This window comes from Pseudomonas sp. B21-056 (genome assembly GCF_026016325.1).
Classification (GTDB): Bacteria; Pseudomonadota; Gammaproteobacteria; order Pseudomonadales; family Pseudomonadaceae; genus Aquipseudomonas.
The window spans coordinates 1,882,028-1,897,029 of sequence record NZ_CP087203.1 but is presented as its reverse complement, the minus strand read 5'-3'; the positions used below and the strand labels follow the sequence as shown (position 1 = coordinate 1,897,029).

At 61.0% G+C, this 15,002-nt stretch carries 14 protein-coding genes and 1 pseudogene; 8 read left to right on the top strand and 7 right to left on the bottom strand.

Features of this window, described 5'->3' with window-relative positions:
• The first annotated feature begins 26 nt into the window (after positions 1–26).
• The gene (locus LOY67_RS08515; protein ID WP_265067723.1) at positions 27–1,238 is read left to right on the top strand and encodes a pyridoxal phosphate-dependent aminotransferase; all 1,212 of its coding nucleotides are present in this window, start codon (positions 27–29) and stop codon (positions 1,236–1,238) included.
• A 299-nt stretch (positions 1,239–1,537) separates the two neighbouring features.
• A complete protein-coding gene (gene htpX / locus LOY67_RS08510) occupies positions 1,538–2,425 on the top strand; it encodes a protease HtpX (protein WP_265066764.1) in 888 nt (295 codons plus the stop codon).
• Positions 2,426–2,556: 131 nt separating this feature from the next.
• Here htpX and LOY67_RS08505 read toward each other — a convergent pair whose 3' ends face one another.
• A complete protein-coding gene (locus LOY67_RS08505) occupies positions 2,557–3,210 on the bottom strand; it encodes a thiopurine S-methyltransferase (protein WP_265066763.1) in 654 nt (217 codons plus the stop codon).
• Between the two features lie 103 nt (positions 3,211–3,313).
• On the opposite strand from LOY67_RS08505, the gene LOY67_RS08500 reads away from it, so the two are divergent.
• Entirely contained in the window at positions 3,314–4,081 is a 768-nt protein-coding gene (locus tag LOY67_RS08500) for a DODA-type extradiol aromatic ring-opening family dioxygenase (RefSeq protein WP_265066762.1), read from the top strand.
• A gap of 198 nt (positions 4,082–4,279) precedes the next feature.
• Here LOY67_RS08500 and LOY67_RS08495 read toward each other — a convergent pair.
• Positions 4,280–5,987, bottom strand: a pseudogene (locus LOY67_RS08495) (DEAD/DEAH box helicase).
• 363 nt (positions 5,988–6,350) lie between these two features.
• Positions 6,351–7,106 (bottom strand): spermidine synthase, encoded by a 756-nt coding sequence (locus LOY67_RS08490; RefSeq protein WP_041020074.1) that lies wholly within the window; start codon positions 7,104–7,106, stop codon positions 6,351–6,353.
• A gap of 139 nt (positions 7,107–7,245) precedes the next feature.
• Between LOY67_RS08490 and LOY67_RS08485 the strand changes: the two genes are divergently transcribed.
• On the top strand, positions 7,246–8,592 hold the full coding sequence (locus LOY67_RS08485; RefSeq protein ID WP_265066761.1) for a class II 3-deoxy-7-phosphoheptulonate synthase: 1,347 nt from the start codon (positions 7,246–7,248) through the stop codon (positions 8,590–8,592).
• Positions 8,593–8,708: 116 nt separating this feature from the next.
• Here LOY67_RS08485 and LOY67_RS08480 read toward each other — a convergent pair whose 3' ends face one another.
• Together LOY67_RS08480 and LOY67_RS08475 are read right to left on the bottom strand one after the other, a co-directional pair.
• Positions 8,709–9,938 (bottom strand): winged helix-turn-helix domain-containing protein, encoded by a 1,230-nt coding sequence (locus tag LOY67_RS08480; RefSeq protein WP_265066760.1) that lies wholly within the window; start codon positions 9,936–9,938, stop codon positions 8,709–8,711.
• Between the two features lie 64 nt (positions 9,939–10,002).
• Positions 10,003–10,221 (bottom strand): DUF1127 domain-containing protein, encoded by a 219-nt coding sequence (locus tag LOY67_RS08475; protein WP_265066759.1) that lies wholly within the window; start codon positions 10,219–10,221, stop codon positions 10,003–10,005.
• 97 nt (positions 10,222–10,318) lie between these two features.
• On the opposite strand from LOY67_RS08475, the gene LOY67_RS08470 reads away from it, so the two are divergent.
• Entirely contained in the window at positions 10,319–11,173 is an 855-nt protein-coding gene (locus LOY67_RS08470; RefSeq protein WP_265067722.1) for a LysR substrate-binding domain-containing protein, read from the top strand.
• Here LOY67_RS08470 and LOY67_RS08465 read toward each other — a convergent pair.
• Complete coding sequence (locus LOY67_RS08465; RefSeq protein ID WP_265066758.1) at positions 11,163–11,912, bottom strand: sulfite exporter TauE/SafE family protein; 750 nt, start codon at positions 11,910–11,912, stop codon at positions 11,163–11,165. The two genes, LOY67_RS08470 and LOY67_RS08465, sit on opposite strands and share 11 nt — an antisense overlap.
• A 146-nt stretch (positions 11,913–12,058) precedes the next feature.
• On the opposite strand from LOY67_RS08465, the gene LOY67_RS08460 reads away from it, so the two are divergent.
• The 3 genes from LOY67_RS08460 to LOY67_RS08450 all read left to right on the top strand — a co-directional run bounded on the left by LOY67_RS08460 (position 12,059) and on the right by LOY67_RS08450 (position 14,321).
• The gene (locus LOY67_RS08460; protein WP_139647014.1) at positions 12,059–12,520 is read left to right on the top strand and encodes a MarR family winged helix-turn-helix transcriptional regulator; all 462 of its coding nucleotides are present in this window, start codon (positions 12,059–12,061) and stop codon (positions 12,518–12,520) included.
• A gap of 333 nt (positions 12,521–12,853) precedes the next feature.
• Entirely contained in the window at positions 12,854–13,273 is a 420-nt protein-coding gene (locus LOY67_RS08455) for an organic hydroperoxide resistance protein (protein ID WP_265066757.1), read from the top strand.
• 34 nt (positions 13,274–13,307) lie between these two features.
• Positions 13,308–14,321, top strand: coding sequence for an alpha/beta hydrolase (locus tag LOY67_RS08450; RefSeq protein WP_265066756.1), 1,014 nt, complete (start codon positions 13,308–13,310; stop codon positions 14,319–14,321).
• 89 nt (positions 14,322–14,410) lie between these two features.
• Here the strand turns inward: LOY67_RS08450 and LOY67_RS08445 are convergent, their stop codons facing one another.
• Positions 14,411–14,980, bottom strand: a complete 570-nt coding sequence (locus LOY67_RS08445) for an elongation factor P (protein WP_007955690.1) — start codon at positions 14,978–14,980, stop codon at positions 14,411–14,413.
• Positions 14,981–15,002: the final 22 nt, after the last annotated feature.

Genomic DNA, 15,002 nt, shown 5'->3' with positions numbered 1-15,002 from the left:
TCGTTCATCTTCGGGAACACATCGCCATGCAGGTCAGCAAATCGAACAAGCTCGCCAACGTCTGCTACGACATTCGCGGCCCGGTGCTCAAGCACGCCAAACGCCTGGAAGAGGAAGGCCATCGCATCCTCAAGCTGAACATCGGCAACCCGGCGCCCTTTGGTTTCGAAGCGCCCGATGAAATCCTCCAGGACGTCATCCGCAACCTGCCGACCGCCCAGGGCTACAGCGACTCCAAGGGCCTGTTCAGCGCGCGCAAGGCCGTAATGCAGTACTACCAGCAGAAGCAGGTCGAAGGCGTCGGCATCGAAGACATCTACCTGGGCAACGGCGTGTCCGAACTGATCGTGATGTCCATGCAGGCCCTGCTCAACAACGGCGACGAAGTGCTGGTGCCGGCGCCGGACTACCCCCTGTGGACTGCCGCCGTGAGCCTCTCCGGCGGTAACCCGGTGCACTACCTGTGCGACGAACAGGCCAACTGGTTCCCGGACCTGGCGGACATCAAGGCCAAGATCACGCCGAACACCAAGGCGCTGGTCATCATCAACCCGAACAACCCGACCGGTGCGGTGTACTCCAAAGAGGTACTGCTGGGCATGCTCGAACTGGCCCGCCAGCACAACCTCGTGGTGTTTTCCGACGAGATCTACGACAAGATCCTGTACGACGATGCCGTGCACATCTGCACCGCGTCCCTGGCGCCGGACCTGCTGTGCCTGACCTTCAACGGCCTGTCCAAATCCTACCGGGTGGCGGGCTTCCGCTCCGGCTGGATTGCCATCTCCGGCCCCAAGCACCATGCCCAGAGCTACATCGAAGGCATCGACATGCTCGCCAACATGCGCCTGTGCGCCAACGTGCCGAGCCAGCACGCCATCCAGACGGCGCTCGGCGGCTACCAGAGCATCAATGACCTGGTCCTGCCGCAAGGCCGGTTGCTGGAACAGCGCAACCGTACCTGGGAACTGCTCAACGACATTCCCGGCGTCAGCTGCGTCAAGCCGATGGGTGCGCTGTATGCCTTCCCGCGGATCGACCCGAAGGTCTGCCCGATCCACAACGATGAGAAATTCGTACTGGACCTGTTGCTGTCGGAGAAACTGCTGATCGTCCAGGGCACGGCGTTCAACTGGCCGTGGCCGGACCATTTCCGCGTCGTGACCCTGCCACGGGTCGACGATCTGGAGCAGGCCATTGGCCGGATCGGCAACTTCCTCAAGTCCTACCGACAGTAAGCCGCGGCGCGCGAGGCGCCTCGCCTCGCGCGCTGTCTGATTCAGCAACATATCCGTTCCGTCGGCCCCAGCAGGCCCTCTACACTCAACCCTCAGCAGCGGACGGACGACGCGGCCCCACGTTCACGGGGCAAGGACAGCCTTCTGCGTTTTCCCAGTCAATTTCAGAAAAGTCTTTCATTCATTTGGGACGCTTGTAGGACACAGTTTGAAATAGTCGGTGAGTTGAATAGCCAGCGGCAGCACCTTATATACCCCGCATAACGCTACATCTTTAGCATGAGGAGATTGCTACCACCATGATGCGCATCCTGCTGTTTTTGGCCACTAACCTGGCGGTCGTGCTGATTGCCAGCATCACCCTGAGCCTCTTCGGCTTCAACGGGTTCATGGCGGCCAACGGGGTTGACCTCAACCTCAATCAGCTGCTGATCTTCTGTGCGGTGTTCGGCTTCGCCGGTTCCCTGTTCTCGCTGTTCATCTCCAAATGGATGGCGAAGATGAGCACCAGCACGCAGATCATCAGCCAGCCGCGCACTCGCCATGAACAATGGCTGCTGCAGACCGTCGAGCAGTTGTCCCGTGAAGCCGGTATCAAGATGCCGGAAGTCGGGATTTTCCCGGCCTATGAGGCCAACGCCTTCGCCACGGGCTGGAACAAGAACGACGCACTGGTTGCTGTCAGCCAGGGCCTGCTCGAACGGTTTTCCCCCGATGAAGTCAAGGCCGTGCTGGCCCACGAGATCGGCCACGTTGCCAATGGTGACATGGTGACCCTGGCGCTGATCCAGGGCGTGGTGAACACCTTCGTGATGTTCTTTGCCCGCATCATCGGCAACTTCGTCGACAAGGTGATCTTCAAGAACGAGGAAGGCCAGGGCATCGCCTACTACGTGGCGACCATCTTCGCCGAACTGGTACTGGGCTTCCTCGCCAGCGCCATTGTCATGTGGTTCTCGCGCAAACGCGAATTCCGCGCCGACGACGCCGGCGCACGCCTGGCCGGCACCAGCGCCATGATCGGTGCCCTGCAACGCCTGCGTGCCGAGCAAGGTTTGCCGGTACACATGCCCGACACCCTGAATGCCTTTGGCATCAACGGTGGCATCAAGCAGGGCCTGGCTCGCATGTTCATGAGCCACCCGCCGCTGGAAGAGCGTATCGACGCACTGCGTCGCCGCGGCTGATCGATGATGCGATGATCGTTCCCACGCTCTGCGTGGGAACGCAGCCTGGGACGCTCCGCGTCCCTAAAGGCCGAACGCGGAGCGTCCGTTGAGGCATTCCCACGCAGAGCGTGGGAACGATCACCCGCTACTCAGCGATTGGAAATCCGATAAACCCGCTCATCCAGCCTGGTCACCCCAGCCTGCAAAAACTTCCAGCTTTCCCCCAGCACGTCCTGCTCCTGTACGACTTCCAGCTTCCAGTTGTTCCCCAGCAGCCGCTGCACTTCATCATCACCTACGGAAAATGGCGGGCCGGGCATTTCAGCCTGATTGTACTCAAGGGTAATCAGCAACCCGACGCAGCTTGGCAGGATGTTCTGCAGATGCGCCATGTACCGCTCACGCATCTGCCCAGGCAATGCAATCAACGCTGCCCGATCGTAAAGCGCCACGCAATCGACCAGGTCATCCGGGCCCAAGGCAAAAAAATCACCGCAACGGATTTCGATGTCGCCAGCACGGAAGACCTTGAAAGCCCCCTCCTCGCTCACGCTTGGCTTCAACTGATGCTCGTCGAAAAAATCGGTGATGGCCTTTTCCGACAGCTCTACCCCCAATACCGAATGCCCTTGATGAGCGAGCCACAGCAGATCCAGGGTCTTGCCGCACAACGGCACCAGCACCCGGCTGCCCTGCGCCAATCCCATTTGCGGCCAGAAACGTTGCAGGTAAGGGTTCACGTCCGGCGAATGAAAACCGATCTGATTGGTTGACCAGCGCTTATGCCAAAACTCGGGTTCCATGACTCGCTCCAAAAATTCGATCAAAACAGGTTAAAACTTATATTAGATTCAGATCATTGACCTGACGGAAGATGACTCCATCTTAACGTTCAGGAGCTCGTCCATGCTGCCCAGCCTGTTTATCTCCCACGGCTCACCGATGCTCGCCCTCGAGCCCGGCGACAGCGGCCCGGCGCTGGCTCGCCTGGCCGCGCAATTGCCCAAGCCGAAGGCCATCGTGATCGTGTCCGCTCACTGGGAAAGCAACGAGCTGTTGGTCAGCGCCAATCCGCAGCCACGCACCTGGCACGACTTTGGCGGCTTCCCACCGGCCCTGTACCAGGTGCAATATCCCGCCCCGGGGGAGCCGGAACTGGCAGCCCGGGTGGCAGACCTGCTCAATACCGCGCACCTGCCGGCGCGTCTCGATGCTCAGCGGCCATCCGACCACGGCGTCTGGGTGCCGTTATCCTTGATGTATCCCCAGGCCGACATCCCGGTGGTGCAGGTTTCCCTGCCCAGCGCACAAGGGCCGGCGTTGCAGACGCGGGTCGGCCAGGCGCTTGCGGGCCTGCGCCAGCAGGGCATCCTGTTGATCGGCTCCGGCAGCATCACCCACAACCTGCGCGACCTGGACTGGAACGCCGGCCCCGAGAGCGTCGAATCTTGGGCGAAGAGTTTTCGCGACTGGATCGTGGAGAAACTGACAGCCGACGACGAGGCCGCCCTGCATGATTACCGCCGCCAGGCACCCAATGCGGTGCGCAGCCATCCCAGCGACGAGCACCTGTTGCCGCTGTATTTCGCCCGGGGTGCCGGCGCCAGGTTCAGCGTGGCTCATGAGGGGTTTACGATGGGAACACTGGGGATGGACATCTACCGGTTCGATTGATCGATGGACCGAGTCGCTCCCTTCGCGAGCAGGCTCGCTTCCACATGGGATCTCTGTGGCCACCCCAAACCCTGTGGGAGCGAGCCTGCTCGCGAAAGGGGCAACATTACCAACCGACCGAACACCAAACGACAGGCATAAAAAATCCCCGAACCAGTCGGGGATTTTTCATGCTCGATCAATCAGCCCAAAGGCCGATCAATCTTCGCGGTAGCGACGCAGCTTGAGCTGCTTACCGGCTACGCGAGTGTCCTTGAGCTTGGTCAGCAGCTTCTCCAGACCATCTTCCGGCAGCTCCACCAGACTGAAGCTGTCACGCACCTGGATGCGACCGATGGCTTCACGGGCCAGACCACCCTCGTTGAGGATCGCGCCCAGCAGGTTCTTGGCGGCGATGCCGTCACGGGCACCCAGCGCGGTACGGCAACGGGCACGACCTTCGGCCAGCGGGATCGGCGCACGACGCTCACGGTCGCCACGGTCCGGACGGTCACCGCTACGCTCGGGACGATCGCCACGTGGCGCGCTGTTCGGCACCAGGGGACGTTCCTTCTCGATGGCAGCCAGGTTCAGCGCCTGACCATTGGTGGCCTTGCGCAGCAGGGCGGCGGCCAGGGCACGTGGGCTGCAACCGATGTCGGCAGTCAGGCGGTCGAGCAGATCACCGTGGGTCGATTCGGCATCAGCTACCAGCGGCGACAGGCTGTTGGTCAGTTTCTTGATGCGGGCATCGAGAACGGCCTGGGCGTCCGGCAGGCGAACTTCAGCCACCTTCTGCCCGGTCACACGCTCGATCACCTGCAGCATGCGGCGCTCACGCGGAGTCACCAACAACAGTGCGCGACCTTCGCGACCGGCACGACCGGTACGGCCGATGCGGTGAACGTAGGACTCCGGATCGTACGGCATGTCCACGTTGAACACGTGGGTGATACGCGGAACGTCCAGGCCACGGGCCGCAACGTCAGTCGCCACAACGATGTCCAGGCGGCCATCCTTGAGGGAGTCGATCACGCGCTCGCGCTGGTTCTGGGCAATGTCACCGTTCAGCGCAGCGGCTTTGTAGCCTTTGGCTTCCAGGGCGCTGGCCAGGTCCAGGGTCGCTTGCTTGGTGCGCACGAACATGATCAGGGCGTCGAAGTCTTCCACTTCCAGCAAGCTCAGGACCGCGGAGGTCTTCTGATCGGCGTGAACCAACAGGTGGGCCTGTTCGATCGCGGTGACGGTCTGGGTCTTGCTCTGGATCTTGACGTGTTTCGGGTCCTTCAGGTGACGCTCGGCGATCGCACGGATCGACTGCGGCAGGGTGGCCGAGAACAGGACGGTCTGGCGGGTTTCCGGCATGGCCTTGAAGATCACTTCCAGGTCATCCATGAAGCCCAGCTTGAGCATTTCGTCGGCTTCGTCGAGCACCAGGTGGTTCACGGTGGCGAGGACTTTTTCGTCGCGACGCAGGTGGTCGCACAGACGGCCCGGGGTTGCGACAACGATCTGTGCGCCATTACGGATGGCTTTCAATTGTGGGCCCATCGGCGCGCCGCCGTAGACAGCCACAACAGTCACGCCCGGCATTTGCTTGGCGTAGGTTTCGAAAGCAGTTGCAACTTGCAGCGCCAACTCACGGGTTGGGGCCAGGATCAGAGCTTGCGGCTCGCGCTTGGACGGATCAATGCGGTGCAGGATAGGCAAGGCGAACGCGGCGGTCTTACCCGTACCGGTTTGCGCCTGACCAATCATGTCGTGACCGGCGAGAATGATCGGGATCGACTGCTGCTGAATGGCCGAAGGCTCTTCATAGCCGGTAGCGACTACTGCAGCGACAATATTGGGATGAAGTTCAAGAGCGGCGAAGCCGCCGATTTCCTGGGTCATGGGTCTGCCTCTAAGTGCATCCGCAAAGACCCATGCTCCAAAGCTGCACATGCCGTGTTGAGACTCAAGAGTCGCCCTGGCAGCTTTGTCGGCGGGGATTTGCGAAAACGAATGAATGAAAAAGAACGTCGTGGAAGCATCCGTTGTGGGGACATGCAACCGAAGCTGGCTTCGAAAATTGCGCTACCTTGACGCGGCCCGTCTAAAGGCCGGCGCGCACTATACCGGAATTCGGCCCAAAAGGGAGCTTTTTTTACAGCGGCTAAACCGGTTCACCTATGTGGCGAGGGGATTTATCCCCGCTGGACTGCGAAGCAGGCCCATAGGGTTTTAAAGCCAACGCCTGCTTCGCAGCCGAGCGGGGATAAATCCCCTCGCCACAGGGTTCTCGGTTGTATCAGGTTGCCGGCCGGATCGCCTTGATCAACGGCAGCAACGAATAGCCCAGCCGTGGCGCCAACGCTTCGGCACGGGCGATCAGTCCTTCCATGTCCATCGCCTGCTCCAGGTCCGCCGGCACGATCAGGATCACGTTGCCCTCCTTCACCGGCAGTTCCCAGTAGTGCCGGTGGTACAGGCCACGCAGCAGCGCAGCGCCCAGGGGTTTGCCGTCGTCGGTGGCCCATTGGTTGATCACCAGCCAGCCACCCGGGTTCAGGCGCTTCTGGCAGTTTTCCAGGAACCCCCAGGCCAGGTGGCCGACGCCGGGACCGACGTCGGTGTAGAGGTCGACGAAGATCAGGTCCGCAGGCTCTGCGGTTTCCAACAACTCCAGGGCATCGCCAACGCGGATGTACAGCCGCGGATCGTCATCCAGCCCCAGGTACTCGATGGCCAGGCGCGGCACATCGGGGCGCAGTTCGATGGCCTCGACGTCTTCCAGCGGCAGGAATCTGAGACAGGCCTGGGTCAGCGTACCGGCGCCCAACCCCAGGAACAGCGCGCTTTCCGGCTGTTCGTGGCACAAAGCGCCAATCAGCATCGCGCGAGTGTAGTCATATTCGAGCCAGCTCGGATCGGCCGTGAACACGCAGCTCTGCTCGATGGCGTCGCCGAATTCGAGAAACCGGTAATCGGCCACTTCGAAGACCCGGATCATGCCGAACTCGTCGTGCACCTCGGCGAGCAGATGCTCGACGCGCTCCTCTGTCATTTCATCTCCTGATGGTTGCCGGGCGGGCTGCGGCAAAAGCGCGATTGTCGGCCAAGCGACGGGAACAGGTCACGCACTAATTTGCTGATAACTTTGCTGATAACATGGCCGTCCGAGCGTCAACCACCTAGAGATCACGATGAGCCAACCCTGGAGCCCTGACAGCTGGCGCGCCCTGCCGATCCAGCAACAACCCCGCTACCCCGATGCGGCGCACCTGCTGCAAGTCGAGCAGACCCTCGCCAGCTATCCGCCACTGGTGTTTGCCGGGGAAGCCCGGGAACTGCGCCGCCAGTTCGCCGAAGTCACCCAGGGCCGGGCCTTTTTGCTGCAGGGCGGCGATTGTGCCGAAAGCTTCGCGGAGTTCTCCGCAGCGAAGATCCGCGACACCTTCAAGGTGCTGTTGCAGATGGCAATCGTCATGACCTTTGCCGCCGGTTGCCCGGTGGTCAAGGTCGGGCGCATGGCCGGGCAGTTCGCCAAGCCGCGTTCGGCCAATGATGAAACCATCGACGGCGTCACCCTCCCGGCCTACCGGGGCGATATCGTCAACGGCATCGGCTTCGACGAGCAGAGCCGCGTGCCGGACCCGGAACGCCTGCTGCAGTCCTACCACCAGTCCACCGCCACATTGAACCTGCTGCGGGCCTTCGCCCAGGGCGGGTTTGCGGACCTGCACCAGGTGCACAAGTGGAACCTGGACTTCATCGCCAACTCGGCCCTGGCGGAAAAGTACAGCCACCTGGCCGACCGCATCGACGAAACCCTGGCATTCATGCGCGCCTGCGGCATGGACACCTCGCCACAACTGCGCGAAACCAGCTTCTTCACCGCCCACGAGGCATTGCTGCTCAATTACGAAGAAGCCTTCGTGCGCCGTGACAGCCTGACCAACGACTACTACGACTGCTCGGCCCACATGCTGTGGATCGGCGACCGTACCCGTCAGTTGGACGGTGCCCATGTCGAATTCCTGCGCGGCGTGAACAACCCGATCGGGGTCAAGGTCGGCCCGAGCATGAACCCTGACGACCTGATCCGCCTGATCGACGTGCTCAACCCGGACAACGACCCGGGCCGGCTGAACCTGATAGCGCGAATGGGCGCGAACAAGGTCGGCGATCACCTGCCGCAACTGCTGCGTGCCGTGCAACGCGAAGGCAAGCAGGTGCTGTGGAGTTCCGACCCCATGCATGGCAACACCATCAAGGCCAGCAGCGGCTACAAGACCCGGGATTTCGCGCAGATCCTCGGCGAAGTGAAGCAGTTCTTCCAGGTCCACGAAGCCGAAGGCACCTATGCCGGCGGCATCCACATCGAGATGACCGGACAGAACGTCACCGAATGCATCGGCGGTGCGCGGCCAATTACCGAGGATGGGCTGTCGGATCGTTACCATACCCATTGCGACCCGCGGATGAATGCCGATCAGTCATTGGAGTTGGCGTTTTTGATTGCCGAGACGTTGAAGCAGGTTCGGCGCTAGCTTCTTTCAGATCGCCATAGCGAGCAGGCTTGCTCCCACATTGACCGTGTTGTTCACAAATTTTGTGTTCACCGTAAATGACCTGTGGGAGCGAGCCTGCTCGCTATGGGGCCAGATCAGCCACCACCGATTACAGCCAGGCTCCCCGCCAACCGAGCCCCACCCACCCGCCGACAATTCAACTGAACCCGCTCCAACCCCAACCAGTCGGCCATGCGCCGCAGGTTCAGCGCCAAGGCGCGCATCCCCTCCTCGTCCAACCCCGGCTCCTGCTCATGCACGGCATGCACCGCCAACCGGCCCTGGGCCCTTTCTGCCCGGAGGTCCACCCGAGCGGCAATGCGTTCGTTGTGCAGGAACGGCAGCACGTAATAGCCATACACCCGCTTGTGGGCCGGGGTGTAGATTTCCAGTCGATAATGGAAGTCGAACAGCCGCTCGGTACGATTGCGTTCCCAGACCAGCGAATCGAACGGCGAGAGCAAGGCGCTGGCTGTCACGTTGCGGGGAATTTTCGCCTCCGGCAGACACCAGGCCGGTTGCTTCCAGCCTTGCACCTCGCAGCGCAACAGCTCACCGGTTTCCTCCAGCTCGGCCAGACGCCCACGGCTGTCGGCCGGACCCAGGCGAAAGTAGTCGCGCAGATCTTTCTCGGTGCCTACGCCCAACGCCTCGGCGGCATGCAACAACAGGGCGCGCTGGGCCTGGGCCTCGTCCGGAACCGGTTGCTCCAGGACCGAGGCCGGAAGCACCCGCTCCGGCAAGTCGTAGAGCCGCTCGAAGCCGCGCCGCCCCGCCACCGTGACTTCGCCCGCGGCGAACAACCACTCCAGCGCGTGCTTCTCGGCACTCCAGTCCCACCAGGGGCCGGCCTTTTCCGCGCGGGTGGATAAACTGCCAGCGCCCACGGCGCCCTGTTCCCGGACCGCCGTCAGGACACGGTGGATGACATCCTGCCGCTCATGACCAAACCGTGCCAATTGTTGATAGATGCCTTCGCCACGGGCCGCACGAGCCATGCGCCAGCGCATCAGCGGATACATCGACAGGGGCAACAACGATGCTTCGTGACCCCAGTATTCGAACAACGTGCGACGTCGCCCCTGGCTCCAGGCGGCTTGATCAAGCAGTTCGGGGTTGTAGTGGCCGAGGCGGGAAAACAGCGGGAGATAATGCGAACGGACCAACGCATTGACCGAATCGATCTGCAAGACGCCGAGGCGTTCGATCAGGCGGTTGAGACGCGCGGGTTGCACCGAAGCCGGCGGCAGCCGCCCATTGAATCCCTGGGCGGCCAACGCCAGACGCCGGGCCTGTTTGAGGGTAAAGGATACAGTCGCGGGCATGGAGATCTCCTTCTCTGCTCGCAACCTACCTCACCAGTGGTCGATTTGTGTAGGGAGGGATGGTTCATTTGTGCATTGGGTCATCCCAGAATGGCCGAACCACTTCCTGCTCTACATCTGCACGGCTGACGCCGATGTCCTTGAGCGCCTCGTCGCTCAGACCGGCGAGCAGTTCGCGCTCGTGGTGCAATTCATACCAGCGACTAAACTTGTGCAGCAGATCGCTGAGGGAAAAATGGAATGAATGTCTATCTAGCGATACGTATCCTTTCTGACCTTTCATCGTGATGTCCTCCGTTGGGGGTGGTTCAAGTCTCGCCCCAAGGCTAAGATCAATCCAACGAATGTTTCTTATGCAATACATCTCGGAGATTGATCAATTGTCGAGTTACCCGAGCATCGATACGGAAGTGCTGCGGACCTTCGTCGCCATCGCCGACCAGGGCGGTTTTACCCGCGCCGGCGAACTGGTCAACCGCACCCAGTCCGCTGTCAGCATGCAGATGAAGCGCCTCGAAGAAGATGTATTGCAGCGACGGTTGTTCGAGCGTGACGGGCGCCAGGTCAAACTCACCGCCGAAGGCCAGGTGCTGCTGGGTTACGCCCGGCGCATCCTCAAGCTGCACAGCGAGGTGTTCAATACCCTGCGTGAACCGCATATGGTCGGCACCGTGCGCATCGGCACGCCGGATGACTACGTGATGCGCTTTTTGCCCGGCATCCTGCAGCGCTTCGCCCAGTTCTATCCGCTGATCGAAATTGAGCTGCACTGCGAATCGTCCAAGCAGTTGCTGCTGCGCCAGGACCTGGACCTGTCCATCGTCACCCGTAAACCGGGGGATGAGATCGGCCAGTTATTGCGCAAGGAACGCTTTGTCTGGGCCGAGGCGGCGTGTTTCAACGCCCACGAGAAAACGCCACTGCCGCTGGCGATGTTCAATAGCGATTGTTTCTGCCGGCAATGGGCCTGCAATGCGCTGGATGCCATGGGCCGCGAATATCGCGTGGCCTACAACAGCTCCAGCCTGTCGGCACTGATGGCGGTAGTGGGCGCGGGACTGGCAATCACCGCGCAACTGGAAAGCCTGCTGACACCGGACATGCGCGTGCTTGGCGAGGCCGAAAACCTGCCGGAACTGCCCGAGGCCAGCATCATGCTGATCCGCAACCTGCACAATCCGTCGCCCATCACCGAGTGCCTGGCCGAGCACATCGTCGAAGGCTTCAAACTTTAAAGGCGAGCAGCACCGCACACAGCACCAGGAAACCACAGAACAGGCCGCGCAATAGTCGCTCCGGCATGGCGTGGGCGACTTTCACTCCCCAACTGATGCTCAGCAAACCACCCACGGCCAGCGGCAGGCCAATCCACCAGTCCACTTGATGGTGAAATGCATAGGTGGCGAGGGTCACGCCGGTACTGGGCAACGCCAACGACAGCGACAATCCCTGGGCGACCACCTGGGTGGTGCCGAACAGGCTCGTCAGAATCGGCGTCGCAACGACAGCGCCGCCGACACCGAACAGACCGCCCATGGTCCCGGATGCCGCCCCCAACACACCGAGCCATGGCCAACCATGGCGCATTTGCGCGGAAGCCGGTGCGGTCGCGGCGAACATGCGGATCAGGTTGTAGGCCGCCAGGGCGACCAGGAACGCGACGAAGCCGATTCGCATGCTTTCAGCGTCGACACCTACGGCCCAGATCGAGCCGAGCCAGGCAAAGCAGAAACCCATGGAAGCCAATGGCAGCACATGACGCAACTCGATGCGATTGCGCTGGTGGTAACGCCACAACGCGAGCATCACGTTGGGGACCACCATCACCAGGGCGGTCCCCTGAGCGATCTGCTGGTCAAGACCGAACCACACGCCCAATACCGGAATCGCGATCAGCCCACCACCGATACCGAACAATCCCCCCAAGGTGCCCAACGCAGCACCCAACACCAGATACAACGCCACTTCGATCACAGACGATTCCCCCTTCACCAAGGCGTCTATCCTACGCAGTCGGCGTCAGTGGGGGAACGTAACATCTGATCAGAACGTCAGAATTATCTGGCGCCTTAAAGGTTCGCCCGCTAGATTCGTCAGGATTATCGATTGAAGGTTTTGCCATGAGCCCCCAGCGCGACACCCCCGAACCCTGCGAAGCCCTGTTGCTCGACAATCAGGTCTGCTTCGCCCTGCATTCCACGTCGCTGATGATGACCAAGGTCTACAAGCCGTTGCTGCAAGCCCTGGGCCTGACCTATCCCCAGTACCTGGCGATGATGGTGTTGTGGGAAAAAGACGGTTTGACCGTCGGTGAAATCAGTACGCGTCTGCTCACCGACCCCGGCTCGCTGACGCCACTGCTCAAACGCCTGGAAGCCGAGGGCCTGCTGAGCCGCACCCGCAGCCGTGAAGATGAACGGGTGGTGATTGTCGAACTCACCGAGCAGGGCCGCGCCCTTCGGGAAAAAGCCCTCGATATTCCTCAATGCATCCTGGGTGCCAGCGGCCAGACCATGGAACAGCTGAAGAAGCTACAACTGGAACTGCAGGCACTGCGCAGCCACTTGCAGGACAGTCTGTAAACCCACCCCCCTCTTCAACTGACCCACCGCTATCGCGAGCAGGCTCGCTCCCACCCCTGATTTCGGCGAGACGCAAGATCACTGCGCCCCGCAGTCCCCCTGTGGGAGCGAGCCTGCTCGCGATGGCGTCGTTCCAGCCCCCTCCTTTCAAAAAATTTCATCCGATCAAACGGCTCTAGCTCAGGGCTTTCATGCCTGATGAGCTTCAAGAACAAGCAGCACATCAAAAAATTATCTTGCGCACAAAATATTAGCGAACTATATTCGCTTCACACCTACTTAGCGCGCAAACATTTAGCGCAATAACAACAACCCAGAAACGAGGCTCTCATCATGCAAACTCTCTACACCGCAATCGCAACCTCCACCGGCGGCCGTGATGGTCGTGCGATCTCCAGTGACAACATCCTCGACGTCAAACTCGCTACCCCGAAAGAACTCGGCGGTGCCGGCGGTGCGGCGACCAACCCGGAACAACTGTTTGCCGCCGGTTATTCGGCCTGCTTCATCGGCGCCTTGAAATTCGTCGCCGGCCAAAGCAAACGCAAGATCCCGGACGACGCCTCGATCACCGCCCATGTCGGCATCGGCCAGATTCCCGGCGGTTTCGGCCTCGACATCGACCTGCACATCAGCTTGCCCGGCCTGGACCAGAGCGACGCGCAAAGCCTGGTGGACGCGGCTCACCAAGTCTGCCCGTACTCCAACGCCACCCGCGGCAACGTTGATGTGCGCTTGCACGTAACCGTTTAACCCACCGACCCGGATCGAACCCAAGGAGATTTCCATGAACACATTCACCAAGGCCGTGACCGGCACCCTGCTCGCACTTGGCGTCAGCAACGCCTTCGCCGACGGCATCGTCGAGCACAACACCCAGGCGTTTCTCGATGCATTGAATGCCGGCACCGGCAAGCCTCTGGAACAACTGTCGCCGAAGGATGCCCGCGCGGTACTGGTCGGCGCCCAGGCCGGGGTGAAACTGACCTTGCCTAAAGCGGATGTCAGCGAGAAGACCATCCAGGTCGATGGCCAGTCGATCAGCCTGACCATCGTTCGCCCGGCCGGGGTCAAGGGTGAGTTGCCCGTGTTCATGTTCTTCCACGGCGGTGGCTGGGTCCTGGGAGACTTCCCGACCCACGAGCGTCTGGTGCGGGATCTGGTGGCGGGATCGGGGGCCGTGGCGGTGTTCGTCAACTACACGCCTTCACCCGAGGCGCATTACCCGGTGGCGATCAACCAGGCCTACGCCGCGACCAAATGGGTGGCCGAGCACGGCAAGCAGATCAATGTCGACGGCAAGCGCCTGGCCGTGGCGGGTAACAGCGTCGGCGGCAACATGGCGGCCGTCGTGGCCCTGATGGCCAAGGACAAGGGCACGCCGGCGATCCGCTTCCAGGCCCTGTTATGGCCGGTGACCGATGCGAGCTTCGAGACCGCGTCCTACAACCAATTCGCCGAGGGACACTTCCTCAGCAAGAACATGATGAAATGGTTCTGGGACAACTACACCACCGATGCCGGGCAGCGTAACGAGATCTATGCTTCGCCGCTGCGGGCCAGCACCGCACAGCTCAAGGGCCTGCCGCCTGCCCTGATACAGACCGCCGAGGCCGATGTACTGCGCGATGAAGGTGAAGCCTACGCCCGCAAACTGGATGCGGCCGGCGTGCCGGTCACGGCGGTACGCTACAACGGCATGATTCACGACTATGGTTTGCTCAACGTGGTCAGCCAGGTGCCGGCGGTGCGCTCGGCGATGTTGCAGGTGTCCGAAGAGCTGAAGCAGCACTTGAAATAAATTGTGCCGATGCATCCGGGTAACAGGATCCCGCGGAAATAAAAAAGCCCGACTCAATGGTCGGGCTTTTTTCATACACAAGACTTCGCTTACTTAGCGCGGCCTTTGTAGGAACCGCCTTCGCGGGTATCGATCTCGATCATGTCGCCGATCTCGATGAAGTCAGCAACCGACAGCTCGGTACCGTTCTTCAGCTTGGCAGGCTTCATCACCTTGCCGGAAGTGTCGCCGCGAGCGGAACCTTCGGTGTAGTCAACCTGACGCACGATGGTGGTCGGCAGCTCTACGGAAACCAGGCGGCCTTCGAAGAATACGGCTTCGCAGACGTCGGTCATGCCTTCTTCCACGAATGGCAGAACGCTTTCGATGTCTTCGGCGTTCAGCTCGTACATGGTGTAGTCAGTGGTGTCCATGAACGTGTAGGAATCGCCGCTGATGAAGGACAGAGTCGCTTCCTTGCGGTCGAGGATCACGTCGTCCAGTTTGTCGTCCGCACCGTAAACGGTTTCGGTCTTGTAACCGGTCAGCAGGTTCTTCAGCTTGGTCTTCATGATCGCGCTGTTACGACCCGACTTGGTGAATTCAGCTTTCTGAACCAGCCAAGGATCGTTGTCGATACGAATCACGGTACCGGGTTTGAGTTCTTTACCAGTTTTCATTGCGAATATCCGAATTTGGATG

Bases quoted from the DNA above. Each gene is read 5' to 3' on its own strand.
- LOY67_RS08455 (WP_265066757.1), top strand. From the start codon at position 12,854: ATGCAAACTCTCTACACCGCAATCGCAACCTCCACCGGCGGCCGTGAT.
- htpX (WP_265066764.1), top strand. From the start codon at position 1,538: ATGATGCGCATCCTGCTGTTTTTGGCCACTAACCTGGCGGTCGTGCTG.
- LOY67_RS08460 (WP_139647014.1), top strand. From the start codon at position 12,059: ATGAGCCCCCAGCGCGACACCCCCGAACCCTGCGAAGCCCTGTTGCTC.
- LOY67_RS08505 (WP_265066763.1), bottom strand. From the start codon at position 3,210: ATGGAACCCGAGTTTTGGCATAAGCGCTGGTCAACCAATCAGATCGGT.
- LOY67_RS08490 (WP_041020074.1), bottom strand. From the start codon at position 7,106: ATGACAGAGGAGCGCGTCGAGCATCTGCTCGCCGAGGTGCACGACGAG.
- LOY67_RS08450 (WP_265066756.1), top strand. From the start codon at position 13,308: ATGAACACATTCACCAAGGCCGTGACCGGCACCCTGCTCGCACTTGGC.
- LOY67_RS08445 (WP_007955690.1), bottom strand. From the start codon at position 14,980: ATGAAAACTGGTAAAGAACTCAAACCCGGTACCGTGATTCGTATCGAC.
- LOY67_RS08480 (WP_265066760.1), bottom strand. From the start codon at position 9,938: ATGCCCGCGACTGTATCCTTTACCCTCAAACAGGCCCGGCGTCTGGCG.
- LOY67_RS08475 (WP_265066759.1), bottom strand. From the start codon at position 10,221: ATGAAAGGTCAGAAAGGATACGTATCGCTAGATAGACATTCATTCCAT.
- LOY67_RS08515 (WP_265067723.1), top strand. From the start codon at position 27: ATGCAGGTCAGCAAATCGAACAAGCTCGCCAACGTCTGCTACGACATT.
- LOY67_RS08485 (WP_265066761.1), top strand. From the start codon at position 7,246: ATGAGCCAACCCTGGAGCCCTGACAGCTGGCGCGCCCTGCCGATCCAG.
- LOY67_RS08500 (WP_265066762.1), top strand. From the start codon at position 3,314: ATGCTGCCCAGCCTGTTTATCTCCCACGGCTCACCGATGCTCGCCCTC.